The following is a 24,860-nucleotide window of genomic DNA, read 5'->3' on the forward strand; positions in this document are numbered from 1 at the left end:
GAGGCGGCCTTGCGCTAGGGTGAGCCGGCATCCTATTTACACAATAACGATCCAGAACCGATTCTGCCCGATTGCAAATCTCCGGCGCCGGAATCCCATCCTCAAAAAGGGATAGTCCATGAAGAACCCCGTCGAAACCTACATGAACCTCGTTCCGATGGTGGTCGAACAGACCAATCGCGGCGAGCGGGCCTACGACATTTTCTCGCGGCTCCTCAAGGAGCGCATCATTTTCATCACCGGCCCGGTCGAGGATGGCATGGCGACGCTGGTCTGCGCGCAGCTGCTGTTCCTCGAGGCGGAGAATCCGAAGAAGGAAATCAACCTCTATATCAACTCGCCCGGCGGCGTCGTCACCTCCGGCATGGCGATCTATGACACGATGCAGTTCATCAAGCCTGCCGTGTCGACGCTCTGCATCGGTCAGGCCGCCTCGATGGGCTCGCTGCTCTTGACGGCGGGCCACAAGGACATGCGCTTCGCCACGCCGAACGCCCGCATCATGGTCCACCAGCCTTCCGGCGGCTTCCAGGGCCAGGCTTCCGACATCGAGCGCCATGCCCAGGACATCATCAAGCTGAAGCGCCGCCTCAACGAGGTTTACGTCAAGCACACCGGCAAGAGCTACGATGAGATTGAAAAAACGCTCGACCGTGACCATTTCATGACTGCCGACGAGGCCAGGGATTTCGGCCTCATCGACAAGGTCATTTCGTCACGTGAGCCGGTCGAAGGTATTGCCTTATAGGCCCGCGGTGGCCCTGCGGTGGCAATGAGTGGCGGGATCACGCGCTTTTGGCGCAGCTTGCGGCATTTCGGCCACAATTGGCTGTTCCCTCGACGGGTGCAATTGCCTACGTTAAGGCTATGTTGATTTTCGACGGCTTAGCTTTGCGTGGGGTTGTTCGAATCATTGCCCCGTTTTCCGATTTGTGTTTCGTACGGAATGCGTTGCGGGAGCCGGGGCACTGGCGGCAGCGGATTCCCGCGATAGATTGAATATGCGCCCTTTCAACCAGACCATCGGCGGGCGGCCATGAAAGGACAGGAAAATGAGCAAGGTCGGCAACAACAGCGGTGATTCCAAGAACACGCTTTATTGCTCGTTTTGCGGCAAAAGCCAGCACGAAGTGCGCAAGCTGATCGCCGGGCCGACGGTGTTCATCTGCGACGAATGCGTCGAACTGTGCATGGACATCATCCGCGAGGAGAACAAGACCTCGATGGTGAAGTCGCGCGAGGGCGTGCCGACCCCGCAGGAAATCCTCAAGGTTCTCGACGACTACGTCATCGGCCAGCCCTACGCCAAGCGCGTGCTGTCGGTGGCCGTCCACAACCACTACAAGCGCCTCGCCCATGCCGGCAAGAACAACGACGTCGAACTGGCGAAGTCTAACATCCTGCTGATCGGCCCGACCGGCTGCGGCAAGACGTTGCTGGCGCAGACGCTGGCCCGCATCATCGACGTCCCCTTCACCATGGCCGACGCGACGACGCTGACCGAGGCCGGCTATGTCGGCGAGGATGTCGAGAACATCATCCTGAAGCTGTTGCAGTCGGCCGACTACAATGTCGAGCGCGCCCAGCGCGGCATCGTCTATATCGACGAGATCGACAAGATCTCGCGCAAGTCGGACAATCCCTCGATCACCCGCGACGTCTCGGGCGAGGGCGTGCAGCAGGCACTTTTGAAGATCATGGAAGGCACTGTCGCCTCCGTGCCGCCGCAGGGCGGCAGGAAGCATCCGCAGCAGGAATTCCTGCAGGTCGACACCGCCAACATCCTGTTCATCTGCGGTGGCGCTTTCGCCGGCCTGGACAAGATCATCTCGGATCGCGGCAGGAAGACCTCGATCGGTTTCGGCGCCATCGTCGCTTCGCCCGAGGATCGCCGCACCGGCGATGTTTTCCGCCTGGTCGAGCCTGAGGATCTCTTGAAGTTCGGCCTCATTCCAGAGTTCGTCGGCCGTCTGCCTGTCCTGGCGACGCTGGAGGACCTCGACGAGCCGGCGCTGATCCAGATCCTGACCGAGCCGAAGAACGCGCTGGTCAAGCAGTATCAGCGGCTGTTCGAGATGGAGAATGTCGACCTGACCTTCCACGAGAACGCGCTCTCGGCGATCGCCAAGCGCGCCATCGAGCGCAAGACCGGCGCGCGCGGCCTGCGTTCGATCATGGAAGCGATCCTGCTCGACACCATGTTCGAGCTGCCGGCGCTGGAAGGCGTGCGCGAAGTGGTTATTTCGGAAGAGGTGGTGTCAGGCAACGCCCGGCCGCTCTACATCTATTCCGAGCAGAAGGAAAAGAAGGGCAACGTCAGCGCCTGACGTGAGCCGGCAATGGATTTTTTTTCCGAAACGGCGCCGCAGGGCGCCGTTTTGCTGTCGCAGACCGCGTACGGCGCCGCGTAATGGCTGCGGATTGGAGGGACGGACCGTGTTGACCCTTGATCTTTACCCCCTGTGCCTCCAACTAATGGCAGAAGGCCGTGGTGCCGAATTCTGTGCTGTAAAACTCCCGTCACAAACGGTGGTAGGCGGAACGATCCCCGGTCGTTAATATGAGATTCGCGGTTGGCCGATTGGCGGCCGCGACATGAAAGGTTGGACAATGGCCAAATTATCCAAGGCTCCCAGCGACGGCGTCTTCGCAGTCCTCCCACTGCGCGACATCGTGGTGTTCCCGCACATGATCGTTCCGCTCTTCGTCGGGCGTGAAAAGTCGATCAAGGCGCTGGAAGAAGTGATGGGTCAGGAAAAGCAGATCCTGCTTGCGACCCAGATGAATGCCGCCGACGACGATCCGGAGCCCGATGCCATCTTTGACATCGGCACGCTCGCCAATGTGCTGCAATTGCTGAAACTGCCGGACGGCACCGTGAAGGTGCTGGTCGAAGGCGCCTCGCGCGCGAAAATCGTCGCGTTCACCGACCGTCCCGACTTCCATGAAGCCCGTGCTGCGGCGCTGGTCGAACCGGAGGAGGAGGAGGTCGAGGTCGAGGCGCTGGCCCGTTCCGTCGTCACCGACTTCGAGAACTACGTCAAGCTGAACAAGAAGATCTCGCCCGAAGTGGTGGGTGCCGCCAGCCAGATCGACGACTATTCCAAGCTCGCCGACACGGTCGCTTCGCATCTTGCCATCAAGATCCCCGAGAAGCAGGAGATGCTCGCCACGCTGTCCGTCAAGGAACGGCTGGAAAAGGCGATGGGCTTCATGGAAGCCGAAATCTCGGTGCTGCAGGTGGAGAAGCGTATCCGCTCGCGCGTCAAGCGCCAGATGGAGAAGACGCAGCGCGAATACTACCTCAACGAGCAGATGAAGGCGATCCAGAAGGAGCTCGGCGAGGGCGAGGACGGCCGCGACGAGGCCGCCGAGATCGAGGCGCGCATCAAGAAGACCAAGCTCTCCAAGGAGGCCCGCGAAAAGGCGGAAGCCGAACTGAAGAAGCTGCGGACGATGTCGCCGATGTCGGCTGAATCGACCGTCGTGCGCAACTATCTCGACTGGCTGCTGTCGATCCCGTGGGGCAGGAACTCCAAGGTCAAGCAGGATCTGGCCTTTGCCCAGAACGTGCTCGATACCGACCATTTCGGCCTCGACAAGGTCAAGGACCGCATCGTCGAATACCTCGCCGTGCAGAGCCGCCAGAAGAAGCTGAAGGGGCCGATCCTGTGCCTCGTCGGACCTCCCGGCGTCGGCAAGACCTCGCTCGGCAAGTCGATCGCCAAGGCGACCGGCCGTGAGTTCATCCGCATGGCGCTGGGCGGCGTGCGCGACGAGGCCGAGATCCGTGGTCACCGCCGCACCTATATCGGCTCGATGCCCGGCAAGGTCATCCAGTCGATGAAGAAGGCGAAGAAATCCAACCCGCTCTTCCTGCTCGACGAGATCGACAAGATGGGCCAGGACTTCCGCGGCGATCCGTCATCGGCTTTGCTCGAGGTGCTCGATCCCGAGCAGAACTCGACATTCATGGACCATTACCTCGAGGTCGAATACGACCTGTCGAGCGTGATGTTCGTGACGACGGCGAACACGCTGAACATCCCTGCGCCCTTGATGGACCGCATGGAGATCATCCGTATCGCGGGTTACACCGAGGACGAGAAGATCGAAATCGCCAAGCGTCACCTGATGCCCAAGGTGATCCGCGACCACGCGTTGCAGCCGAAGGAGTTCTCCGTCGGCGAGGACGCGATCCGCGGCATCATCCAGACCTACACCCGTGAAGCGGGCGTCAGGAGCCTGGAGCGCGAGCTGATGAAGCTCGGGCGCAAGGCGGTGACCGAGATCCTGAAGACGAAGAAGAAGACGATCAACATCACGGCGGACAATCTTGCCGATTATCTTGGTGTTCCGCGCTTCCGCTTCGGCCAGGTCGAGAGCGACGATCAGGTCGGCGTGGTCACCGGGCTCGCCTGGACGGAAGTCGGCGGCGAGCTGTTGACGGTGGAAGGTGTCATGATGCCCGGCAAGGGCCGCATGACCGTGACCGGCAATCTGCGCGACGTTATGAAGGAATCGATTTCGGCGGCGGCGTCCTACGTCCGCTCGCGGGCCATCGATTTCGGCGTCGAGCCGCCGCTGTTCGACAAGCGCGATATCCACGTCCACGTGCCAGAAGGCGCAACGCCCAAGGACGGACCGTCGGCTGGCGTGGCGATGGCGACGGCGATCGTCTCGGTGCTGACCGGAATCCCGGTCAAGGCCGATGTGGCGATGACCGGCGAGATCACGCTGCGCGGCAGGGTGCTGCCGATCGGCGGCCTCAAGGAGAAGCTGCTTGCCGCACTTCGCGGCGGCATCAAGAAGGTGCTGATCCCGGAAGAGAACGCCAAGGATCTGGCGGAGATTCCGGAGAACGTGAAGAGCGGCATGGAGATCATTCCGGTCTCACGGGTTGGCGAAGTGTTGCGCCATGCGCTGGTGCGCATGCCGGAACCGATCCAGTGGGTTGAACCCGTCAATGCGCCGGCCGTGGTCGATGTCGGGGACGAAGCTGGTAAATCGCTGGCGCATTAGCTCTTGCTAAAGTTGCAATGCACAAAGAGAGAGCCGGGCCTTGAGCCCGGCTTTTTCATGTGAAGAACCCCGGATTTCCGGGCTTTTTTCAACTTTCGTGGCGCTTTTCGACTTGGTTGCCGGAGCGCTTCTTTCTAAAGTCCGTTTCCTGCCGGATGAGTCGAGTGTTCCGGTTTTCTCATGGAAGGGAATTTTTATGAACAAGAACGAACTGGTGTCCGCTGTCGCCGATGCCGCGAGTATTTCGAAGGGTGACGCGCAGTCGGCGGTTGATGCGGTGTTTTCCGTCATCACCGGCGAACTGAAAAAGGGCGGCGATGTCCGGCTTGTCGGCTTCGGAAATTTCACCGTGTCACAACGCGCCGCGTCGACCGGCCGCAATCCGCAGACCGGTGCGGAAGTGAAGATCCCGGCGCGCACCGTGCCGAAGTTCTCGGCCGGCAAGGGCCTCAAGGACGCGGTCAACTAAGCGCCTCCTTAAGTCTTTCAGAGAAAAGAAAAGCCGGTATATCCGGTTTTTCTTTGCTGTGCCCGCAGCGTCGTTGGAAAGGCGGCACTATGCCGTCGGCGCATCCGCGCGCATCAAGCCTTCTGTCTTGAGATCGGCCCACAGCGCCGGTGGCAGTTTTGTGTCGAGCAGCGAGCGATTGCTTTCGACTTCGCCCGGCCGCTGGCCGCCGGGGATTACCGAGACGACGGAAGGATGCAGCAGCGGGAACTGCAGCGCCGCCTCGATCAGGCGCACGCCGTGGCGCTTGCAGACGGCCTCGATGCGGGTGACGCGGTCGATGATGTCCTGCGGCGCCTCCGAATAATTGTAGTAGGCGCCGGGCTTCGGCCCGGTTGCCAGGATGCCGGAATTGTAAGGCCCGCCGAGAACGATGCCGATGCCGCGTTGCTGGCATAGCGGCAGGAAAGACTGCAGCGCTTCCTGCTCCAGCAGCGTGTAACGCCCGGCAAGCAGGAACAGATCGAAATCGCCGCGCTCGGCCAGCGTCTGGGCAACCGGCCACTCGTTGATGCCGCCGCCGAACGCCTTGATCACGCCCTGGTCGCGCAATGCTAGCAATCCGTAATAGCCGGAGCTCATGAATTCCTGGATGCGCTGGTCCGAGGCTTCCTTGCTGCCATGGGTGAAGATGTCGACATCATGCACGAAGAGGATGTCGATGCGGTCGACGCCGAGTCGTTCCAGCGAGGCTTCGAAGGAGCGCATGACGCCGTCATAGCTGTAATCGTAGACCTCGCGGCGCGATGGGGTGTCGAAGAATTTGCCGATGCCGGTGCGCTGTTCCGGCGGGCAGGCGCGCATGATGCGCCCGACTTTGCTGGACAGCACGTAGTCGTCGCGCTTCTTCGAACGCAGGAACGGATTGAGTCGCGTTTCGGCTAGGCCCAGCCCATAGAGCGGCGCGGTATCGTAGTAGCGGCAGCCGACCCGCCAGGCCGCCTCCAGCGTAGCATTGGCATCCTCGTCGGAGACGGCGCGGTAGAGATTGCCGAGCGGCGCAGTGCCGAAGCCGAGCTCGGTGAAGGTGATGCCGCCATTACCGATGCGGTCGAAATGCCGTGTCTTCATATGCTGTCGTTTCCTCATTTGGATTTGCCGTGACACTATCACGGCTGTAGCGCATCAAAAGCACTGCGTGTCGTTGGACACCGATTTTCGCGGTGATAGCATGAGTGAAAACAAGCTGTTCGGGGCAGAGGTGACTAAGATATTCAAATGGTTCTCCGGCACCTGCAAGCTGGTGCAAATGTTATGACGGACGCCGGCGAAAACCTGTTTGGGATTGCGCTGAACGAGCTTGGCACCGTGCTGGAGCGTATCGACGCAAGCCGCATCGACGCCGCTTGCGCCATCCTGGCTGGCGCGAAAAAGATCGTCACCTATGGCTGCGGCCGCGAGGCGCTGCAGGTCCAGGGTTTTGCCATGCGGCTCTACCATCTCGGTCTGCCGGTGTCGGTCGTCGGCGACATGACCACGCCGCCGCTGGGCGAGGCCGATGTCTTCCTCGCAAGTTCCGGCCCGGGTGAGACGTCGACCGTGCTGACCTTGATGCAGGTCGCGCGCGAGGCCGGTACCACAGTCCTGCTGCTCACCGCGCAAGCCGACAGCACTGCCGCGAAGCTGGCCGATTTCGCACTGCTTATCCCGGCTCAGACCATGGCCGACGACCAGGGTCCCGAAAAGACATCCGTCCTGCCGATGGGCTCGGTTTTCGAAGGCGCGCTGTTCGTCCTCTTCGAAGTGATGGTGCTGAAGCTCAGGGATCTGACCGGCGTCTCGCCGGAAGCGATGCGCGCCCGCCACACCAATATGGAGTAGGTGTCATGCGCTACGAATTGATGCTGCCGCATCAGATACGCAAGGTGATCGCCGAAAACTGGCCGGTCGTGTTGCCGCTCGGTGTGCTTGAATATCACGGCGAGCACATGGCCGTCGGCATGGACACGCTGGCGGTGGTCAAGAGCCTGGAACTGTTCGAAAAAGAAGCCGAGATCGTCATTCTGCCACCCTTCCATTACGGCGCGGCGAGCTATGCTGTTGCAGCACCGGAAGGCAGTGGTTCGGTGCAGGTCGGTGGCAATGTGCTGGCGCCATTTGCGGAAGAACTGTTCTACAGCCTGCTGCGCATCGGCTTCCGCAACATCCACGCCATCATTCACCACCAGACCGAAAATTTTGCCGCCGGCATGCCGACCGATCTCGCCTTCAAGGCCGCCGGCCGGCAGGCGATCTTCCGCTTCCTGGAGAAAGAACGTGGCGAAGGCTGGTGGGGCTCTCCGGCGATGGCCGACTATTATGCCGAGCACGACGAGGGCAGCAATTTCTTCAACTGGGTGCAAGTGCATCCGCTGATGCCGGCTTCAATGCACAGCCGGTACCCGTTCGACCATGCCGGCACCGGCGAGACGTCATTGATGCTGGCGCTGTGCCCGGAAGCGGTGGATGCCGGCCGCTTCGCCGACAACACCGGCTGGTACACGGCAAGTGCGCCCGAAGCCTCGGCGGAATTGGGGCAAAAAGGGGTGGCCATGATCCTCGAGCATTTGCGGGCAACACTTTCGGGTTAGCGCGCTTTTCCCTTCTCCCACAACAAGGGGAGAAGGGAGAGCCGGCGCAGTTATTTCACCGCGCCCGCTGTCATGCCCATGATCAGGTAACGCTCGAGCGCGATGCCGATGACGGCGAGCGGTGTGATGGCGGCGGTGGCAAGCGCTGCCATCGACCACCAGTTGATGCCTTGTGAGCCGGTCTGGCTGGCCACCATGACAGGAATGGTCTTTGCGTCGGTCGAGGTCAAAAGCGCGGCGAAGAAATACTCGTTCCAGCACAGCACCATCGCCAGGATGAAGGCGGCGACCATGCCCGGCAGCGCGATTGGCATGACGATGCGCAAGAAGGCGCCCCAGATCGACAGGCCGTCGACGAGTGCTGCCTCCTCCAACTCCACCGGGATGGAGTTGAACTGGTCGCGCATGATCCAGATGACGATCGGCAGCACCATCAGCGTGTAGAGCAGGATCAGCCCGACGCGCGTGTCGAGCAGGCCGACCTCCCGGTAAAGCACGAGGAAGGGCAGGGCCAAAACCACCGGCGGCAGGATCAGCTGCGACAGGAAGAAGAAGGAAATATCCTCGTTCCTGAACCAGGCGAACTTGTAACGATAGCGGGTCAGCCCATAGGCGGCGAGGCTGCCGATGACGATGGCGAGGGTCGAGGCGCCGACCGAAGTAATAACCGAATTCATGAAGCGCTTGATAAACTCGTCGCGAACCGTCGACGTCCGAAAGATCGAGTCCGGAGACAGGCCGAGCGACCGCCAGCCTTTCCAGTCGGGCTGGAAGTCGACGAACGGGATCAGATGACCCTGGGTGACGTCGACCGCAGTCTTGAACGAAGTGGTTATCGTCCAATAGATCGGGAACAGGCAGATGAAAGCCCAAAAGATGAGGGCGCCATAGATGAAGACGCGGTTGGCGACGAAGCTCGCCGGCGAGCGGATTTCGGAGGCGGCAAAGTCGGTGGTTTGAACGCTCATCTTGCCGGCCCGATCAATTGACGTTGCGCACGAAGCGGCTGGCGAACTTCAGCAGCCAGGTCACGAACACGATGATGATGATCAAATAGGCCATCGCCAGCATCGTGCCGTAGCCGACGTTCGAGCGGTCGCGATATTCGCGGTAGATGAAACTGGACACCGAATCGGTCGCGCCGCCCGGCCCGCCGGAGGTGACGGTGATGATGATGTCGGCGAGCTTCAGCTTGAAGATGATGCGCAGGATGACCGCTGTCACCGACACCGGCAGCATCAGCGGGAAGGTGACCTGCCAGAAGGTCTGCCAGGCAGTCGCGCCATCGACACGCGCTGCCTCGAGCACCTCGCGCGACATCGCCTGCAGGCCGGCGAGCAGCATGATCATCATGAACGGGATGAACGTCCACGCGTCGAGCACCATGATCGAGATGCGGGCGGTGATCGGGTTGGAGAAGAAGGCCGGGTTTTCCCAGCCGAGATGGCGCGCCAGCGTCGCGGCGGGCCCGAAGCGGTATTCCATCAGCGACTTGCCGATCATCCACGACACCGCGACCGGCGACAGCATCAGCGGCATGAGAAACACGACGCGGAAGAATTTTCGCGCCCGGATCTGCGCGTTGAGCAGCAGCGCCAGGCCGAAGGCGATGACATATTCGACGAACACCGCCAGCACGTAGAGCACCATGTTGAACAGCGCGTTGCGATAATAGGCGTCGTTCAGCATCTGCCAGAAATTGTCGAGCCCGTTGAACTGCCGTCCGCTGAAGGAACTGAGGTTCCAGTCGGTCAGCGCGATGTAGAAGCCGAACAGCGTCGGGAAGATCACCATAGCAATGGTAAACAGCAGCGCCGGCAGCAGGAACAGAGCGCGCTGGCCGTCCTCGCCGCGCGTCAGTACCTGGCCGATGCCGAGCGCGACACCCCACAGCACATAGGCGTAGACCACCGGCCGCCAGGTGTCGAAGCCGATAGTGTCGACCTCGCTCTTGTAGAGGATTTGCAGCGCGATCACCGCCAGAAGGCCGAGCGTCGCAGCAGCCATCAGCGCCCAGCCAAGCCGTTTGCGGCTCCGCGGTATCAGGTCGGATGGCACGGCGCCTGCCGGCCATTCACTTGTCGACAAAGTCTGGTCAGCCAGGGTCCGGTCAGCCACGCGTTCTTGCCCGTTCACAGGAGGCTCGATGACCGGCCGAGCCGGTCGAGGCCAAGTCGGTCAAGGTGAGGTCCGGCGGCTGTGCGCCGCCGAACCAGTTTCACTATCTCAGCCTACATGCCGAGCGAGGCCTTGTAGAGCTTGACCTGTTTGTCGCGGCCGATCTGGTCGGTGAGCTTCTCCCAGGCGGCTGCGATGGCGTCGGCGCCTTCCTGCGCCTTCATCTTGCCGGCAAAGGTGTTGGCCAAAATGTCCTCGGCGGCGCTGTAGTACTGGAAGATGCCGGGGATGCGCGGCTCGATCGCCGCGTTCGGATGGTTGTAGCTGTCGGCTTCCGACTTCAGATACGAGGTGATGAATGCCTCGTCGTAGCCCGCCGCCACCCATTCCGGAATGTTGAAATGCGAGTTGCGATAGGGCTGGAAACCCGACGGATAGGCCGCGCACCAGAGCGACAGGTCCTTGCCGCCGAGATGGGCAGCGGCAGACCATGCCGCCTTCTTCTTCTTTTCGTCGTTGTCGACGCGGGCCATGACATAAACGCCCCAGCCGAGATAGGCGCAGTTTGGCGCATGGTTCGGCCCGCTGGCGAGCTTGTCCCACTGCCCGGTCTTGGAGTTGTAGACGTCGTCCGAGCCCGGCAGGATCGAAAAGCCGGTGATGTCGCCGACGACCGAGGAATCGTTGGTCTTGACGTTCGAACCGACGTCGCCCCACCAGGTGACCATCGAACCGGTGCCTGCCAGGAATTGCTGGAAGGCGGTGGTGTTCGGGTCGGCATTGATCTGGTCGGCGGGTTCGGAGGGCAGGGCATCGATGACGTCCTGGATCGCCCGCACCCATGCCGGATTGTTGACGCGCGGCTTCATCGTGTCGGCATCGAACAGCCAGGCCTTGTCATCGGGATGCTTGGCGTAGGCGCTGGCGCGGCTGCCGAGGAAATAGAAGCCGAAACCGCCCCAGGGCTTGGGCGCATCGAGGTAGCCAAAGACATCCTGGCCCTTCACCTGCTTGCCCTTGAGGAATTTCGTCACCGCCTGCACCTGCTGCCAGGTCTTCGGCACGCCCCATTCGCCTTCTCCGCCGCCGTCCTTCCAGGCCTTGGCGAGGTCGGCATCGGCAAACACGTCGGTGCGGTAGTTGAAATTATGTGCGTCGCCGTCAACGGTCACGCGATATTGCTTGCCGTCCCATGTGCCCACCGGCGGCTGCAGATAGGCCACGACATCCTTCATGTCGATCTGGTCCTTGACCCAGTCCGGCATCTCGGAGGTGAGACCCTTGCCGCAGACGTCGCCTTCGAACGGTGCCCCCATTTCGATGATGTCGAAATCGACGGTGCCGGTCGCGATCGACTGCTGCAGGCGGGCGTTGTAGTCAGCCTGCGCCAGGTCGATCCAGTTGATCTTGGCGCCGGTATAGGTCTCCCACGGCTTCAGGAAGCCGCGAAACAGCACATTGTGCAGGTTCTGGTTGTTGAGACCCATGAAGGTGAGTTCGACACCGGCGAATTCGCCTTCCTTGACATTGGCCTTGGTGGCGCCAAGGCAAAGCTCGCCGACCTGCTGGAAGTCGGCATCGGTCGGCTGACCCTTGCCGACACCCGGGATCTGCAGGATCTGCGCACGCAGGTCGTCGGCGGCCGCAGCCGTGCGCGTCAGCGCACCAAGTCCGGCGCTTGAGGCCGCCGCGAGGGCGGCCATGCTGGCCGCTCCCTTCAGCACGTCGCGGCGGGTGGCCCCGGCGCGGACAAGTTGGTTATAAAGGCTGACTTTCATTTCGTTCCTCCCAGAAGGTCAATTGTGAATTGGTTCAGATGGTGGAGCGCCGATTATGTTCCCCAACGACAGCGACTCCCGTAAATAGCGGCCCGAATTCTCCCTCCCGCGACGCTTGGCATTCAGTGCCGGACAAGCGTACCGGTGCGCCCGGAACAGGGTCATAAGCCGGACACTGTCACTATTCGCACAACGAAGTGCGGTGTCAACGTGAATGGGTTTTTTATCTATAAGAGACTGACTTGCCCTCGCCGTTTGCGTTGTTTAGCTTCACGGCAACTGAAGGGGGAATGATGGCTCAAGTCGCGATCCGCAATGTGGCCAAGGCGTTCGGAACCGTCAAGGTTCTGCACGATGTCAGCGTCGACATCGCCGACGGGCAGTTCGTGGTGCTGGTCGGGCCTTCCGGCTGCGGCAAGTCCACGCTGCTGAGGATGGTGGCCGGGCTGGAAACGGTCTCCGGCGGCACCATCGCCATCGGCGAGCGCGTCGTCAACCATCTGCCGCCGGCCAAGCGCGACATCGCCATGGTGTTCCAGAACTACGCGCTCTATCCGCACAAGACGGTCGAGCAGAACATGGCCTTTGCTCTCAAGCTGCGCAAAACCGACCCGGCGGTGGTCACTGAGCGGGTCAAGCGTGCCGCCGACATCCTCGACCTCAATCCCTACCTCAAGCGCTATCCGCGCCAGCTCTCTGGCGGCCAGCGCCAGCGCGTCGCCATGGGCCGCGCCATCGTGCGCAACCCGCAGGTGTTCCTCTTCGACGAGCCGCTCTCCAATCTCGACGCCAAGCTGCGTGTCCAGATGCGCACCGAGATCAAGGAACTGCACCAGCGGCTGAAGACCACCACCATCTACGTCACCCACGACCAGATCGAGGCCATGACCATGGCCGACAAGATCGTGGTGATGCGCGACGGTCGCATCGAACAGGTCGGCGCGCCGCTGGAATTATTCGACCGGCCGGCCAACCTGTTTGTCGCCGGCTTCATCGGCTCGCCCTCGATGAACCTGCTCAAGGGCGTCGTGCGCAAGGGCGACAAGCCCGTCGTCGAGATCGCCGGGACGCCGTTCCCGATTGCGGCGACCAGTGCCGTCGAGGATGGCCGTAATGTCGTCTACGGCGTGCGGCCCGAGCATCTCGAAATCCATCCCGATGGTGTTCCGGCGAAGATTTCGGTGGTCGAGCCGACCGGTTCCGAGACTTTGGTGTTCCTGCGCTTCGGCGAGGGCGAGATGGTGGCGCTGTTCCGTGAGCGCCACGACTTCAAGCCGGGCGACACACTGCACCTGAAACCGCGGCTCGACCAGGTGCATCTCTTCGACGCAGAGACCGGCAAGCGTCTCTGATTTCGCCCCAGCAAACTTCGCGAGGAATACCATGCTCAAAGGAATCAATCCGCTGCTCAATGCCGATGTGCTGCAGGCGCTGCGGGCGATGGGCCACGGTGACGATCTGATTATCGCCGACACCAATTTCCCGTCCGATTCGGTGGCGCGCCAGACCGTGCTTGGCCGGCTGCTGCGCATCGACGCGTCGGCGGCCGACGTGGTCAAGGCGGTACTGTCGCTCTATCCGCTGGACACCTTCGTCGACGACGCGGCCGCGCGCATGGAGATCGTCGGCAAGCCGGACGACATTCCCGCCGTGCAGCAGGAAGTGCAGAAAGAGATCGATGCCGCCGAGGGCAAGGCCTGGCCGATGATCTCGGTCGAGCGCTACGCCTTCTACGAACGCGCCAAGAAGGCCTATTGCGTCATCCAGACCGGCGAGCGCCGCTTCTATGGCTGTTTTGCGTTCCGCAAGGGCGTCGTGCCACCGGATGCGGAGTAGCGGCATGCCGGCGAAACCGATCGTCATGAAGCCGGTTGTCATATTGGGCGTCTTCGTCGCCGATACGGCCTACCGCGCCGCCCGCCAGCCGCGCATGGGCGAGACGATCCTGGGCACGTCCTTCACGCTCGGCCCCGGCGGCAAGGGCTCGAACCAGGCGGTGGCAGCCGGCCGGCTCGGCGCCGATGTCACCTTCCTTACCCGCCTCGGCGTCGATCCCTTTGCCGATATGGCGAGACAGACCTGGTCGCACGCCGGCGTGAAGAGCGCCGTCATCGACACGCCGGAAAGCTACACCGGTGCCGCCTATATCTTCATCGAGGAGACGAGCGGCAACAACGCGATCATCGTCAGCCCTGGTGCGGCGATGCTGATCTCGCCCGCCGATATCGAGGCAAATGCCGGCCTGATCCGCGCGGCCGGCGTTTTCGTCACCCAGCTCGAACAGCCGATCGAGGCGGCGCTGGGGGCGCTGGAGATCGCGCGCAGGGCAGGGGTGACCACCATCCTCAACCCGGCGCCGGCGGCCAAGCTTCCGGACCGTATCTACACGCTTTGCGACTATATCACGCCGAACGAAACCGAGGCCGAAGAACTGACCGGCATCAAGGTGTCCTCGATCGACGATGCCCGCCGTGCCGCCGACAGCCTGCTTGAGAAGGGCGTTGGGGCAGTCATCGTGACGCTTGGCGAAAACGGTGCGCTGCTGCACACGGCCGACCGTTCCCAGCATGTCGCAGCGGTCGCCGCCGGCCCGGTGGTCGAGACCACAGGCGCGGGCGACGCCTTCAACGGCGGCCTGGCTGCCGCGCTGTCGAGGGGGATCGAACCTCTGGAAGCGGTGCGCATCGCCTGCGCCGTCGCCGGCATCTCGGTGACGCGCCCAGGCACCGCGCCGTCCATGCCGACGCTGCAAGAGGTCGAGGCGCTGCTCGCCGAGGGGTGAAGCCCGGCACTGCGGGATGAGACCGTAAGCTGGAGCGAATGGGTTAGACCCGACTCTTGTCCGAGAAGCTATTGTCTTCTGGCTCGACCACAAACAGGCGGGCAGGTCGATGGATGAGGATCAATGCCAGAATTCGAAAGGAATGGACCTAGACCGAGTCACGAAAGAAGATGATTTTTGACAAATCAACGTCGACATTTCTCCGACATCAAGGGGACGTGACCCCAAAGGAGAAATGGCGCGAGTGACGGGGCTCGAACCCGCGACCTCCGGCGTGACAGGCCGGCACTCTAACCAACTGAGCTACACCCGCGCATGGACGAGCACGTGTCAGCCGTGTTCGTCGTTGGGGCGGTGGATAAGGGGTAAGCCACCGGGTGTCAAGCGGACCCGGACAGCATAACAGCAAACAGGAGAAGGTTTTTTGACAAGCCGAACTTTGTTGCCGAAACCGGCTCCCGGCCAAGCCACTCGCCGCTCATTTGGCCTTGCGAAGCCGGTCCTAACTGCTTAAAGGTCCGGCCCGGGGCGGGCGATTAGCTCAGTTGGTAGAGCGCTTCGTTTACACCGAAGATGTCGGCGGTTCGAGCCCGTCATCGCCCACCATTTTCCTCGATGTGTTCAGTTTGGGCTACACCGCTCAAGCTGATCGCCCAGGTGAGACGCATCCGACCACTGTGCTACTCGGACTTTGGTCTGATTCGAACTGTCTTTCCGCAGGGACTTAAGTCTGATCTGCTTGCCTCTCATGAGGGAAACGATTGCCGAAAGCTACAACTTGCAGTATCTCAATTGCGTATGGGCATGGGCGGGAGCGAAAATATTCCTGGATGGCTTGCGAGTCATCTTCCGGACGATCCCGTGATCGCAGGAGATCTCGCGGATAAGATATCGAAGGAAGCTGAAAAAAACCGGCTTCCAGGCGAACGGGTTGTGAAGACAACCCGTAACGAAGAAGACACCTTCAAGAAAGAACAAGTCGAAGCTTATCCCGACGCCGCGGTTGCAGGAGTCTTTGCCAGCGGTTCATTCCTCGCCCTGTTGGTATTAGCCATTTATCTGCTTTATGTGCTCTCGATAGTGGCCGGGGGAACGGTCGCGGATGTTCCCCTGCCGCCCATACTGAACTAGTAGACGCTCCGCCAACACTTGAATTAGCCCCGCACCGTGTTGATGCTGGTGACTTTCGTGTCTGCGGTGGAGCACGCGACGAAGGTTTCGTTCCCGCGGCAAAGGTGTTCACGCGGGGCAACTGGCTGCTGCAGAACGGCAGCATTGTACTTCCATAGGCCTCCCGGTTCTTTGCAACTTGGGCGATTGGCTTGTCGCAGATCAGCCTGCAATCGCCGGAGCGTGAGCAATCCGTTTCGCCACATAAACACAACGCTTCGATGAATCAGCGTCCTGCACCACCTCAAATCCAATCGCCTTGTAGAACCTTAGCGCACCATCGTTCTCAGGCATGACTTCGAGGTGGATGCCGGTAGAGCCGCTCGCGGCAAGCCCCTGCTCGAGGAAGGCCATCGCGCGCCTGCCGATGCCTTTCCCGCGCGCTTGCGGCAACAGGTCGATATGGCCATGCGACGGATAGGCGGTCAGCGCAGGCGGAACAGCGAAATCGGGATGATGGACCCGATGCCGCGCCCAGTCGCTGCCGCGCCAGCGAGAGCTGTCGGGTCCCGGGTCTGCCACGCGCCGCTGAAGTCGGGATACCAGTCTGATGCCAGGCTGGCATTGAAAGCGCCCGTATCGGCCGCGCCAAGCAGGTAGCCGGCCGCACCTGCGGGACTATCGATAATGAAGGCCAGCTCGGGTTCGAGCACCTGGTAGGGAATAGTGTAGAGGAGGCCGAGCAGTTCCGGGTCGTCCTCGCGGCCGCTGGCGTCCTTGCCGGCATCGCCGGTCTTGAGACAGATCATCGCAAGCGCTGCATGATCGGCGGTGGTCGCCCGGCGCAGGAAGAAACCGCCGCCGAAATCGAGGATCATGGCGGCAGCAGCCGGAAATCCTTGCCCTCGGGCAAAAGCTGCCCGCCGTCGACGATGATGGTCGTGCCCGTGATGTAGCTGGCATCGTCAGAGGCCAGGAACAGGAAGGCATTGGCCACATCGCGAGGGCTGCCGAGACGGCCGAGCGGGATGGCGTCTTCCATGTTCTTGATGAAGGCCGCACCGCGATGCTGCTCTATGCCTTCAGTGAGGATGTTGCCGGGCTCGACGCCGTTGACTGTAATGCCGTAGCCCGAGAATTCGAGCGCAGCCGAACGGATCAGCCCATTGATGCCGGCCTTGGTCGCTGAATAATGGCCGTGGCCGGGGCTGGTGACATGCGGGCCGGTGATCGAGGAGGTGAACAGCATGCGGCCAAAATGCTGTGCCTTCATTGGCACCAGTGCGGCGCGAGCAGCGATGAAGCTGCCGCGCAAGTTCACCGCCATGACCCGGTCCCAATCGTCGGGACTGGTGTTTTCCAGCAATTGCCAGGGATAGATTCCGGCATTCTGCACCATGATGTCGAGTCGGCCGTGACGGTCGAGCGCCAGTGCAACAGCAGCCTCGGCATCAGCCATCTGCGAGATGTCGGTGCGGATGAAGGCGGCGCCGAGTTCGTTCGCGGTCGCTTGCCCCGCCTCGGCCTCGGTGTCGGCCAGGACCAGCTTCGCGCCCTCTTCGGCAAAACGCTGTGCGATGCCCTTGCCGATGCCACGTGCGCTGCCGACGATCAGCGCGACCTTATCTTCCAGACGGCCGGTCATGCGAGCCTCTGGCGGATGGTTTGCTTGAATGCGTCGAGCAGCACCGCGGCGAGGACGAGCAGGCCGTGGATCACCTGGGTGAAGTTGGCCGGCAGGCCCATCAAATTGATCGCCGTGTTGATGGCCGAGAGCAGCAGCACGCCGGCATAGACGCCGGGCAAGGTGCCGACGCCGCCCTTCAGGCTGACGCCGCCGATGACGACCGCGGCGAAGGCATTGAACAACAGGCCGACGCCGAGATTAGCTGTCGCGCCGGAGGTGCGGATCGCCAGCACCCAGCCGGCAAGGCCGGCAATGGCGCCGGCAAGGACAAAGGCTATGACAAGGTTGCGGTTGACGCGGATGCCGGCGCGGAAGGTCGCCGTCTCGTTGCCGCCGATCATGACCAGGTGCCGGCCGAAGGGCGTCTTGGCCATGATCAGCGAGAACACCACGAAACACGCAATGGCGATCCAGGCTGTCAGCGGCAGGCCACCCAGGCGCTGGATGCCGAACCAGCGGATCGCCGGCGCAAGGTCCTGCGCCGAGCGGCCGCCGGAGATGACCAGCACCAGGCCGCGCACCCAGATGTAAGACGCCAGGGTGATGATGAAGGCGCTCATCTTGACCCTGACCACCAGGTAGCCGTTGAAGGCGCCGATGAGGCCGCCGACGGCAAGCGCGATGAGCAGCGAAACTGGAACCATCAGCCATTGCGGCTGCAACTGGATGCCGAGGCCGATGCCCGATGAGCAGAACAGGATGCCGACCGCCATGGCGCTGAGCGCCGCCACCGATTCGACCGACAGGTCCATATGGCCGGCGATGATGACCAGCGCCAAGCCGATCGACATGACGCCGAGCACGCTCGACGCCTCGATGATGTTGGCAAAAATGCCGAGCTGAAAATAGTTCGGGATGAGGATGGAAAAGACCACCAGCACGAAGACCAGCATGAACCAGACAAGATTGTCGAGGATGAACTCGAGGGTTTGGCGCGTGCGGGGGTTCATCTGCGGATCCGGTTGGCGCATGACCCCGAAAACCATTCGTTCTTCGGAAAGATCAGGCGCGGTTGAAAATTGCTGCAGCATCCCCGTGCGCGTCCGTTTGAACGCACCGGGGCTGCAGGGCTGGGCTCCGGGCCGGCAATGGCCCGGAGCTTCTGGCGAGTTTGCTATTCGACCGGCTTTATGGTTTCGGTCGGCGGCTTCATGTTGCCCCAGAAGGCAGGGTTATCGACATTTTCCTTGGTGATCGCAGCGCCGGGGATCTTGATGTTCGGCCCCCACGCTTCTTTGGTCAGGGTCGATTTCAGGCCAAGCACATCATATTCGCCGGGCTTGATCTCCTGCTTGTTGACCACCTTGTCCATGAACATGGCGACCGCCGCGGCCTGGGCATAGAGCGGCTGCTCGACTTCGACGTTGAGCCAGCCCTTGCGGATCAGGTCGAGGCCGACCGGAGCGCCGTTCGAGCTCATCAGCATGACGTCGCCCGGTTTCTTGCCGGCGGCCTCGAGCGAGGCGACGGCAGCGACCGAAAGATGCGCGGCGTGGCTGAAGATCAGGTCGATGTCGGGGTTGGCGAGCAGCTGGTCGTTCACGATGGTCCCGGCCGCATCCGCCGCCCATTGCATGGCCGGCAGCGAGATGATTTTGACGTCCGGGAACGCCTTCATCTTCTCCTCGAAACCCTTCTGGATGTCGAGCGTGTAGGGATCGCCCGGATCGCCGAGCACCTGCAGGATCTTGCCCTTCACCGAGCCGTTTTTCGCGGTCAGGAGCTTTTGCGCCTGATCGGCGGCGACGTAGCCGATCTCGACGGTTCCGGCCACCGAGGTGAAGTCGGACGGGGTCGAGGTGATCTGGCGGTCGAACTCGACCACCGGGATGCCGGCGGCACGGGCGGCCTCGATCGACGGTTTCAGCGCATTGAAATCGACGGCGGCAAGAATGATCGCCGCCGGCTTCAGCGCGATGACGTCGTTCATCTGCGATTGCTGAGCGTCGGTCTTGTTGTCGGCGTTCAACGTCTTCATCTCGTAGCCGACCTGCTTCAGGAACAATTCCAGCGCGCTCACCGAGCCGGTCTGGAACTCATCGAGCAATGTCGGCACCATGTAGTAGACGGTGCCCTTGGACTGGGCGAATGCCGGCGTGAGCGTGGCAAAGGCCAGTGCCAGGATACCGAAGACGGAAAGAAGTATTTTCTTCATGTCGTTCGCTCCTCTTGCGCCGGACCCCTCATTTGTCCCTCAGCTCGCCGGTCCGGCACCGGCGAGCGTCTCTCCGGTGATCATGTTGATCACCGCGTCGGGACTTGTTTTGTTGCGTGCGACGTCGCCCGCCACGACGCCTTGCCGGATCACCACGATCCGGTCGGCGACCTGGAAGGCCTGTTGCATGATATGGGTGATGATGACGACACCGATCCCCTGGCTCGCCACCTGGCGGATCATGTCGAGGCCGCGCCGCGTCTGTTGGACGCCAAGCGCTGCGAACGGCTCGTCGAGAAGCACCAGCTTGCCGCCAAAATGCACGAATCGGTTGAGCTCGATGGCCTGCCGCTGACCGCCGGAGAGGTGCTCGACATTGGTGCGAAGCGAGGGAATGCGGGTGCCGGCGCTGGCCAGCGCCTTTTGCACCACCTGCTCCATAGCGCGCTCGTCGAGCACCGGAATGCCGAGAACCTTCCTGGTGATCTCGCGGCCCATGAAGAAATTGGCGACCACGTCGACATTGGTGCAGAGCGACAGGTCCTGGTAGACCGTCTCGATCCCCGCGGCCTTGGCCTCGGCGGGGGACTTGGCGAGGAATTCCTTGCCTTCGAACAGCATGCGGCCGGAGGTCGGCTCCAGGCCGCCGGCAATGATCTTGACCAGCGTCGATTTGCCGGCGCCGTTGTCGCCCAGAAGCGCCACCACTTCGCCCTTGTCGATCGAAAAGCTGATGCCTTTCAGCGCTTCGATGGCGCCGTAATTCTTGGCTACGTTGTCGAGCACCAGCAGCGGTTCGCTCATGCTGCGATCCCCTTGTTATGCAAGAGATCTCGTCCGCGTTCGCGCTCGGCGGTGAAGATCTGGCCGAAGCGTGGCGAAAGCACTCCTGAGACGGCAAGCGCGGCGGCGCCGCGCAACACCGCATGCTGGCCGCCGCGCGCGACGCGGACGCGGGGGGTCGCGCGGTCGCTTCGCGCCGAGACCGAATTGGGCAGGTGCGCGGCCGCGCCGGCAAGCCTTTCGAGCAGGTCGGTGGAGGCAAGCCCGCCGAGGATGATGGTTTCGGGATCGAACAGGTTTTCGATGATGGTGACGGCGTTGCGGAAGATCGGCGCAATCTCGCTCACCCACTCGGCGTCGGCGATGTTGCGGCGCCGCAGCGCCTCGAGCGAGAGATACCGTTCGAGGCAGCCGCGATTGCCGCACGGGCAGGGCTCGCCGCCCGGCACCGCGGGAATGTGGCCGATTTCACCGGCGTTTCCCCAGGCGCCGCGCAATGCCGCCCCGTCATGCACCATGACGCCGCCGAGACCGACGCCGAAATAAAGATAGTAATACTCGGAATATGCCGTTCCGAGGCCGTAGAGGCGCTCGCCGATGGCAGCCGCCGCCATATCGGTTTCGAAAAAGGCCGGCAGTCCGGTCGAGGCGGCCAACCGCTCGCGCAGCGCCACATCCTTCCAGCCGGTCATGGTGGTCGGCCCGACAAAGCTCATGGACTCCACGCCGAACGGTCCGGGCAGCGCCATGCCAATGCCGAGAACGCGGCCGCCGGGCCGCAATGCCGTCAATTCGAGCACCATGGCGCCGATCAGCTCGAAAGCGTGGTCGGGCGTTGCATTTGGGGCTTCGCGGTAGGTGCTCTCGATAACATCGCCGCTTAGGTTGATCAGGGCGGCATTGATGCCCAGCGGGGTGACGTGGATGCCGACGGCATAGCCGCCTTCCGGATTGATGCGCAGCGTTGCCGGTGGCAGGCCGCGCCCCTTGGGCTCTTCGCGCAGCGACAACACGTAACCGTGCTCTTCCAGCTCGCGAACGATGGTAGACACGGTCTGCACGGTGAGCCCGACCCGCCTGGCAATGTCGCCGCGGGCGATCGGTCCGTGAAGGCGGATGGATTCGAGCACGATGCGCCGGTTATACGGCCGCCCGAACTCCTGATTGGTTCCCCGCAGTGCCATGCCTTGTGCCCTCGAGAGAGAGCAGAGGTTCGCACCGAATATTTATTCAGTCAAATGGAATTCAAAAATAATTCGCCTGTGGCCAAGGTCCTTCTAACGCCGGCGAATTCGCGCCCGCTGGCGGATGGGCCAACTCTGGCAATTTTCCAGTATGAAGCGCCACCGGCTGGACGGGAGCCAGGCATGACCTTGGCCGGCAATCCGATCAGCGCCCTGAAGCCCATTCGGAACCCGGCTGTGAGCCGGCCAGGGGATCGGAGTTCGTTGCGCCTTTCCGTTGCAGGGAGCATACTTCCTCTCGCCGGTCTGCGGGAGGAGATGCGATGCCGAAGCTGACCCTCGACGGGATTGATCTCGGCTATGAGGTGCGGGGCGACGGGCCGCCGGTTCTGTTCGTCCACGGCAGCGTCACGAACGGCATGATGACATGGTCCGCCCAGCAACCGCTTGCGGAGCGCTGGAAGCTGGTTGTGATCGACCGGCCCGGATACGGATCAAGTTCCCCTGCCGAACGCGAGGATTTCGTCGTCGACGCCGGACTGGTCGCCGGATTCCTCGATCGGACGCATGACCTCTGGGACGAAAGCCGCGTCCATCTGGTCGGGCATTCCTATGGCGGCGTCATCTCTCTTCTTGCAGCAGCGATGCGCCCGCGAGCGATCCGTTCGCTCACGGTGATCGAGCCGCCGGCCTTTGACCTTGCGCGCGGGGATGTTGCCGTGAATGAACTCGTGACGCGCCTGAAGACCCACTGGCAAAGCGGACCCCGCGACGATCCCGCGCTTTTCTTGCGCCAGTTCCTCCATCTGGTCGGCTCGGCGATACAATTGCCAGACCCGCTGCCGCTCCCGCTCGCGCAAGGCGCGGCCATGCTCGTCGTCGAACGCGGGCCATGGGAGGCCGAAATTCCGCTTCGGCAACTTGCCGATGCGCCGTTCCCGAAACTGGTGGTATCCGGCGGGCACAGCGCAGCATTCGACGCCGTCTGCGACGTGCTCGAAAACGTGCTTGGTGCCGATCGTGCCGTGATCGCCGGCGCGGGGCACAGCGTTCAGCAGACCGGTGAGCCGTTCAACCGGCGGCTCGGCGCGTTCATGGCTGCTGCTGAGGGCTGAAAGCGATCTATCTTTAATATTGCGTGGCGGGCGGTTGGCCGCGCGCTAGGCTTCACGCCGAATGAATCGCCGGCTCTACAGATACCGCTCGACCTTCTTGCCGACGGTCAAAAACCGCAGCGGATCGATTGCCTCGCCGTTGTGGCGGACCTCGTAATGCAGATGCGGGCCGGTTGAGCGGCCGCTGTTGCCGGTCTTGCCGATGATGTCTCCGGCATCGAGCTTCTGTCCGACGGCGACGTCGATTTCGCTGAGATGCCCGTAACGCGTTACAAAACCGTTGCCGTGGTCGACCTCGATCATGCGGCCGTAGCCGCCGTTCCAGCCGGCCTTGACGACAACGCCGGCTGCCGTGACCTTGGCTGGCATACCGACCGGCGCCCTGAAATCCATGCCGGAATGCAAGGCGGCCGTGCCGAGGATGGGGTCGGTGCGCACGCCGAATGGGCTGGTAACGCTGCGGCCGGGGGCGGGGTTGGCGAGCGGCAGCCGGCGCGCTTCCTTTTTAAGATGATCCAGCGCGTCAAGAGCCTCGTCCAACTCCTTGACCTTGCTGTCGAAGACCAACGAGCTGTCGAGTGGTATCAGCGGGCCGCCAACGTCGCTCTTTTCGAATTCGCTATCGACGGGCAGGCCGGCGGCCTCGAGCGCCTGCGAGATCGCGTCGGCGCTTTTGTAGGCATTGTCGGCAAGTGTAGCGATGCGGGTGAGCTGCTGGCTCTCGATGGCCTTCAGCGAGTTGTTGATCGAAACGAAGAGCTTGTCTGCCCGGTCGGCCGCGCTTTCGCTCGGCAGCGGATCGGCGCGGGTCGACCACAGCGAGAACGGCCTGGTGTCGTCAACGCCCACAGGAGCGGCAAGGCTGGCGACAGTATACGCCGTCGGCTGGATACTCCCGGTCGCGTCGGCATGTTCGTCCGGCTTTGCCGCCGGCACGGGCGGCGTTGCGACCTCGTTTTCGGCTCGTTCGAGGATCGGGCCGAGGCGGCCGTGACGCAGGCTGAGCTGGCTCTGCCGTTCCAGCAGCTCGCTGACCTTGGTTTCCATCAGTTGCTGATCGAGTAGCTGGCGGCTGGTGATGCGGTCGACCTGGCTGCGCAGTGCCGAGATGCGGTCTTCGTAGGCCTGCTGCATGCGCGCCTGCCGCGCCGTCGTGGCACCGATCAGATCGTCGCGCAGCACCAGATAGGAGGTCGCCAGCAGGTAGCCAATGACGATCGCCGCCAGCGCCGAGCCGCAAAATGCCGCAAGCCACGGGCGTATGGTGAAATGCCTTATCTGGTCGCCCCGGGCGATGATGACCGTGTGGGGCTCTTTGCGTCTGCCGAAGACCGCTGACTGACTGGCTACGTTCACGGGACCAAGCTTTCGTTACGACACCAACGACGAGCCTGATTACACATTATTAGGGTTAACAAAGTTTTGCCGGATCGAACGACAGGCAAAGGTCTTCGCGCAAAACGGGTATCGAATTGCAGCGGCCTGGCGCAGCTCTCAAAGGGCGTGAACCGCCTCCAGCACTTCTTCGGCGTGCCCCTTGACGCGGACGTTGCGCCAGATCCTGGCGATGCGTCCGTCCCGGCCAATTAGGAACGTCGCCCGCTCGACGCCCATATAGGTGCGGCCGTAGAGCTTCTTTTCTACCCACAAATGGTAAGCCTCGATCACTTTGCGCTCTTCGTCGGCGACAAGGTCGACGCTCAGATCGTATTTCGCCTTGAATTTGTCGTGTTTCTTGACGCTGTCCGGCGAGAGCCCGATGACGACAGCGCCGGCCTTTTCGAACTCCGGCTTCAACTGCGAAAAGCCGATCGCCTCGTTGGTGCAGCCTGTGGTGTCGTCCTGTGGGTAGAAATAGAGTACGATGGGTTTTCCCAGCAATGCGGCGAGGCTGAGTGAACCGCCGCCGTCGCGCGGAAGATCGAACTGCGGCGCAACATCGCCCACGTCGAGGTCAGCCATATCGATGCCCTTGTTTGAGGTTACGCGCCAGGCTGCATCGATATAATGTCGAGCGGGGATTCGTCCACGATCGAATTCGTTTCAAC

24 protein-coding genes and 2 tRNA genes are annotated in these 24,860 nt (G+C 62.2%); 12 read left to right on the forward strand and 14 right to left on the reverse strand.

Annotated features, from left to right (window positions below; genetic code table 11):
* Positions 1-118: 118 nt before the first annotated feature.
* From NKJ28_RS21355 to NKJ28_RS21370, 4 genes are all read left to right on the forward strand, one after another.
* Positions 119-748, forward strand: a complete 630-nt coding sequence (locus tag NKJ28_RS21355; protein ID WP_023674655.1) for an ATP-dependent Clp protease proteolytic subunit — start codon at positions 119-121, stop codon at positions 746-748.
* A gap of 304 nt (positions 749-1,052) precedes the next feature.
* Positions 1,053-2,327, forward strand: a complete 1,275-nt coding sequence (gene clpX / locus NKJ28_RS21360; RefSeq protein ID WP_006332719.1) for an ATP-dependent Clp protease ATP-binding subunit ClpX — start codon at positions 1,053-1,055, stop codon at positions 2,325-2,327.
* Positions 2,328-2,610: 283 nt separating this feature from the next.
* On the forward strand, positions 2,611-5,022 hold the full coding sequence (gene lon, locus NKJ28_RS21365) for an endopeptidase La (protein WP_023674656.1): 2,412 nt from the start codon (positions 2,611-2,613) through the stop codon (positions 5,020-5,022).
* 196 nt (positions 5,023-5,218) lie between these two features.
* Positions 5,219-5,491, forward strand: coding sequence for an HU family DNA-binding protein (locus tag NKJ28_RS21370; protein WP_023674657.1), 273 nt, complete (start codon positions 5,219-5,221; stop codon positions 5,489-5,491).
* A gap of 87 nt (positions 5,492-5,578) precedes the next feature.
* Here the strand turns inward: NKJ28_RS21370 and NKJ28_RS21375 are convergent, their stop codons facing one another.
* A complete protein-coding gene (locus NKJ28_RS21375; protein ID WP_352636881.1) occupies positions 5,579-6,601 on the reverse strand; it encodes an aldo/keto reductase in 1,023 nt (340 codons plus the stop codon).
* Positions 6,602-6,784: 183 nt separating this feature from the next.
* On the opposite strand from NKJ28_RS21375, the gene NKJ28_RS21380 reads away from it, so the two are divergent.
* Together NKJ28_RS21380 and NKJ28_RS21385 are read left to right on the forward strand one after the other, a co-directional pair.
* Positions 6,785-7,351: an SIS domain-containing protein gene (locus NKJ28_RS21380; protein ID WP_352465573.1), complete on the forward strand. Its 567-nt coding sequence runs from the start codon at positions 6,785-6,787 to the stop codon at positions 7,349-7,351.
* Positions 7,352-7,356: 5 nt separating this feature from the next.
* The gene (locus tag NKJ28_RS21385; protein ID WP_352636882.1) at positions 7,357-8,100 is read left to right on the forward strand and encodes a creatininase family protein; all 744 of its coding nucleotides are present in this window, start codon (positions 7,357-7,359) and stop codon (positions 8,098-8,100) included.
* Positions 8,101-8,150: 50 nt separating this feature from the next.
* Here the strand turns inward: NKJ28_RS21385 and NKJ28_RS21390 are convergent, their stop codons facing one another.
* From NKJ28_RS21390 to NKJ28_RS21400, 3 genes are all read right to left on the reverse strand, one after another.
* Positions 8,151-9,068, reverse strand: coding sequence for a carbohydrate ABC transporter permease (locus NKJ28_RS21390; RefSeq protein ID WP_023674661.1), 918 nt, complete (start codon positions 9,066-9,068; stop codon positions 8,151-8,153).
* A gap of 13 nt (positions 9,069-9,081) precedes the next feature.
* A complete protein-coding gene (locus tag NKJ28_RS21395; protein WP_352456633.1) occupies positions 9,082-10,203 on the reverse strand; it encodes a carbohydrate ABC transporter permease in 1,122 nt (373 codons plus the stop codon).
* 128 nt (positions 10,204-10,331) lie between these two features.
* Positions 10,332-11,996: an ABC transporter substrate-binding protein gene (locus tag NKJ28_RS21400; RefSeq protein WP_352636883.1), complete on the reverse strand. Its 1,665-nt coding sequence runs from the start codon at positions 11,994-11,996 to the stop codon at positions 10,332-10,334.
* A gap of 293 nt (positions 11,997-12,289) precedes the next feature.
* Between NKJ28_RS21400 and NKJ28_RS21405 the strand changes: the two genes are divergently transcribed.
* The 3 genes from NKJ28_RS21405 to rbsK are packed head-to-tail and all read left to right on the forward strand — an operon-like array spanning position 12,290 to position 14,778.
* The gene (locus NKJ28_RS21405; RefSeq protein WP_352456634.1) at positions 12,290-13,348 is read left to right on the forward strand and encodes an ABC transporter ATP-binding protein; all 1,059 of its coding nucleotides are present in this window, start codon (positions 12,290-12,292) and stop codon (positions 13,346-13,348) included.
* A 31-nt stretch (positions 13,349-13,379) separates the two neighbouring features.
* The gene (locus tag NKJ28_RS21410; RefSeq protein ID WP_023674665.1) at positions 13,380-13,832 is read left to right on the forward strand and encodes an RbsD/FucU family protein; all 453 of its coding nucleotides are present in this window, start codon (positions 13,380-13,382) and stop codon (positions 13,830-13,832) included.
* 4 nt (positions 13,833-13,836) lie between these two features.
* Positions 13,837-14,778: a ribokinase gene (gene rbsK / locus NKJ28_RS21415; RefSeq protein ID WP_352636884.1), complete on the forward strand. Its 942-nt coding sequence runs from the start codon at positions 13,837-13,839 to the stop codon at positions 14,776-14,778.
* A gap of 236 nt (positions 14,779-15,014) precedes the next feature.
* Here the strand turns inward: rbsK and NKJ28_RS21420 are convergent.
* Positions 15,015-15,091 (reverse strand) — tRNA-Asp (locus NKJ28_RS21420).
* Between the two features lie 217 nt (positions 15,092-15,308).
* Between NKJ28_RS21420 and NKJ28_RS21425 the strand changes: the two genes are divergently transcribed.
* Positions 15,309-15,384 (forward strand) — tRNA-Val (locus NKJ28_RS21425).
* A 186-nt stretch (positions 15,385-15,570) separates the two neighbouring features.
* A complete protein-coding gene (locus NKJ28_RS21430) occupies positions 15,571-15,909 on the forward strand; it encodes a hypothetical protein (protein ID WP_352636885.1) in 339 nt (112 codons plus the stop codon).
* A 201-nt stretch (positions 15,910-16,110) separates the two neighbouring features.
* Here the strand turns inward: NKJ28_RS21430 and NKJ28_RS21435 are convergent, their stop codons facing one another.
* From NKJ28_RS21435 to NKJ28_RS21465, 7 genes are all read right to left on the reverse strand, one after another.
* On the reverse strand, positions 16,111-16,302 hold the full coding sequence (locus NKJ28_RS21435; RefSeq protein ID WP_352636886.1) for a GNAT family N-acetyltransferase: 192 nt from the start codon (positions 16,300-16,302) through the stop codon (positions 16,111-16,113).
* Between the two features lie 71 nt (positions 16,303-16,373).
* Positions 16,374-16,766 (reverse strand): hypothetical protein, encoded by a 393-nt coding sequence (locus NKJ28_RS21440; RefSeq protein ID WP_352636887.1) that lies wholly within the window; start codon positions 16,764-16,766, stop codon positions 16,374-16,376.
* Positions 16,763-17,533, reverse strand: a complete 771-nt coding sequence (locus NKJ28_RS21445; protein ID WP_352575962.1) for an SDR family oxidoreductase — start codon at positions 17,531-17,533, stop codon at positions 16,763-16,765. The genes NKJ28_RS21440 and NKJ28_RS21445 overlap by 4 nt, the downstream gene beginning before the upstream one ends.
* A complete protein-coding gene (locus NKJ28_RS21450) occupies positions 17,530-18,525 on the reverse strand; it encodes an ABC transporter permease (protein ID WP_352575964.1) in 996 nt (331 codons plus the stop codon). The genes NKJ28_RS21445 and NKJ28_RS21450 overlap by 4 nt, the downstream gene beginning before the upstream one ends.
* A 164-nt stretch (positions 18,526-18,689) precedes the next feature.
* Complete coding sequence (locus tag NKJ28_RS21455) at positions 18,690-19,730, reverse strand: sugar ABC transporter substrate-binding protein (protein WP_292663104.1); 1,041 nt, start codon at positions 19,728-19,730, stop codon at positions 18,690-18,692.
* A gap of 39 nt (positions 19,731-19,769) precedes the next feature.
* Positions 19,770-20,534, reverse strand: coding sequence for an ATP-binding cassette domain-containing protein (locus NKJ28_RS21460; RefSeq protein WP_352622779.1), 765 nt, complete (start codon positions 20,532-20,534; stop codon positions 19,770-19,772).
* On the reverse strand, positions 20,531-21,697 hold the full coding sequence (locus tag NKJ28_RS21465; RefSeq protein WP_352571436.1) for an ROK family transcriptional regulator: 1,167 nt from the start codon (positions 21,695-21,697) through the stop codon (positions 20,531-20,533). The genes NKJ28_RS21460 and NKJ28_RS21465 overlap by 4 nt, the downstream gene beginning before the upstream one ends.
* A 323-nt stretch (positions 21,698-22,020) precedes the next feature.
* Between NKJ28_RS21465 and NKJ28_RS21470 the strand changes: the two genes are divergently transcribed.
* On the forward strand, positions 22,021-22,812 hold the full coding sequence (locus tag NKJ28_RS21470; RefSeq protein WP_023674672.1) for an alpha/beta fold hydrolase: 792 nt from the start codon (positions 22,021-22,023) through the stop codon (positions 22,810-22,812).
* 75 nt (positions 22,813-22,887) lie between these two features.
* Here NKJ28_RS21470 and NKJ28_RS21475 read toward each other — a convergent pair whose 3' ends face one another.
* Together NKJ28_RS21475 and NKJ28_RS21480 are read right to left on the reverse strand one after the other, a co-directional pair.
* The gene (locus tag NKJ28_RS21475; RefSeq protein ID WP_352571435.1) at positions 22,888-24,168 is read right to left on the reverse strand and encodes a M23 family metallopeptidase; all 1,281 of its coding nucleotides are present in this window, start codon (positions 24,166-24,168) and stop codon (positions 22,888-22,890) included.
* A 138-nt stretch (positions 24,169-24,306) separates the two neighbouring features.
* Positions 24,307-24,774: a peroxiredoxin gene (locus NKJ28_RS21480; RefSeq protein WP_352571434.1), complete on the reverse strand. Its 468-nt coding sequence runs from the start codon at positions 24,772-24,774 to the stop codon at positions 24,307-24,309.
* Positions 24,775-24,860: the final 86 nt, after the last annotated feature.

Source organism: Mesorhizobium sp. M0145, assembly GCF_040322355.1.
In the GTDB taxonomy this organism is placed as follows: Bacteria; Pseudomonadota; Alphaproteobacteria; order Rhizobiales; family Rhizobiaceae; genus Mesorhizobium.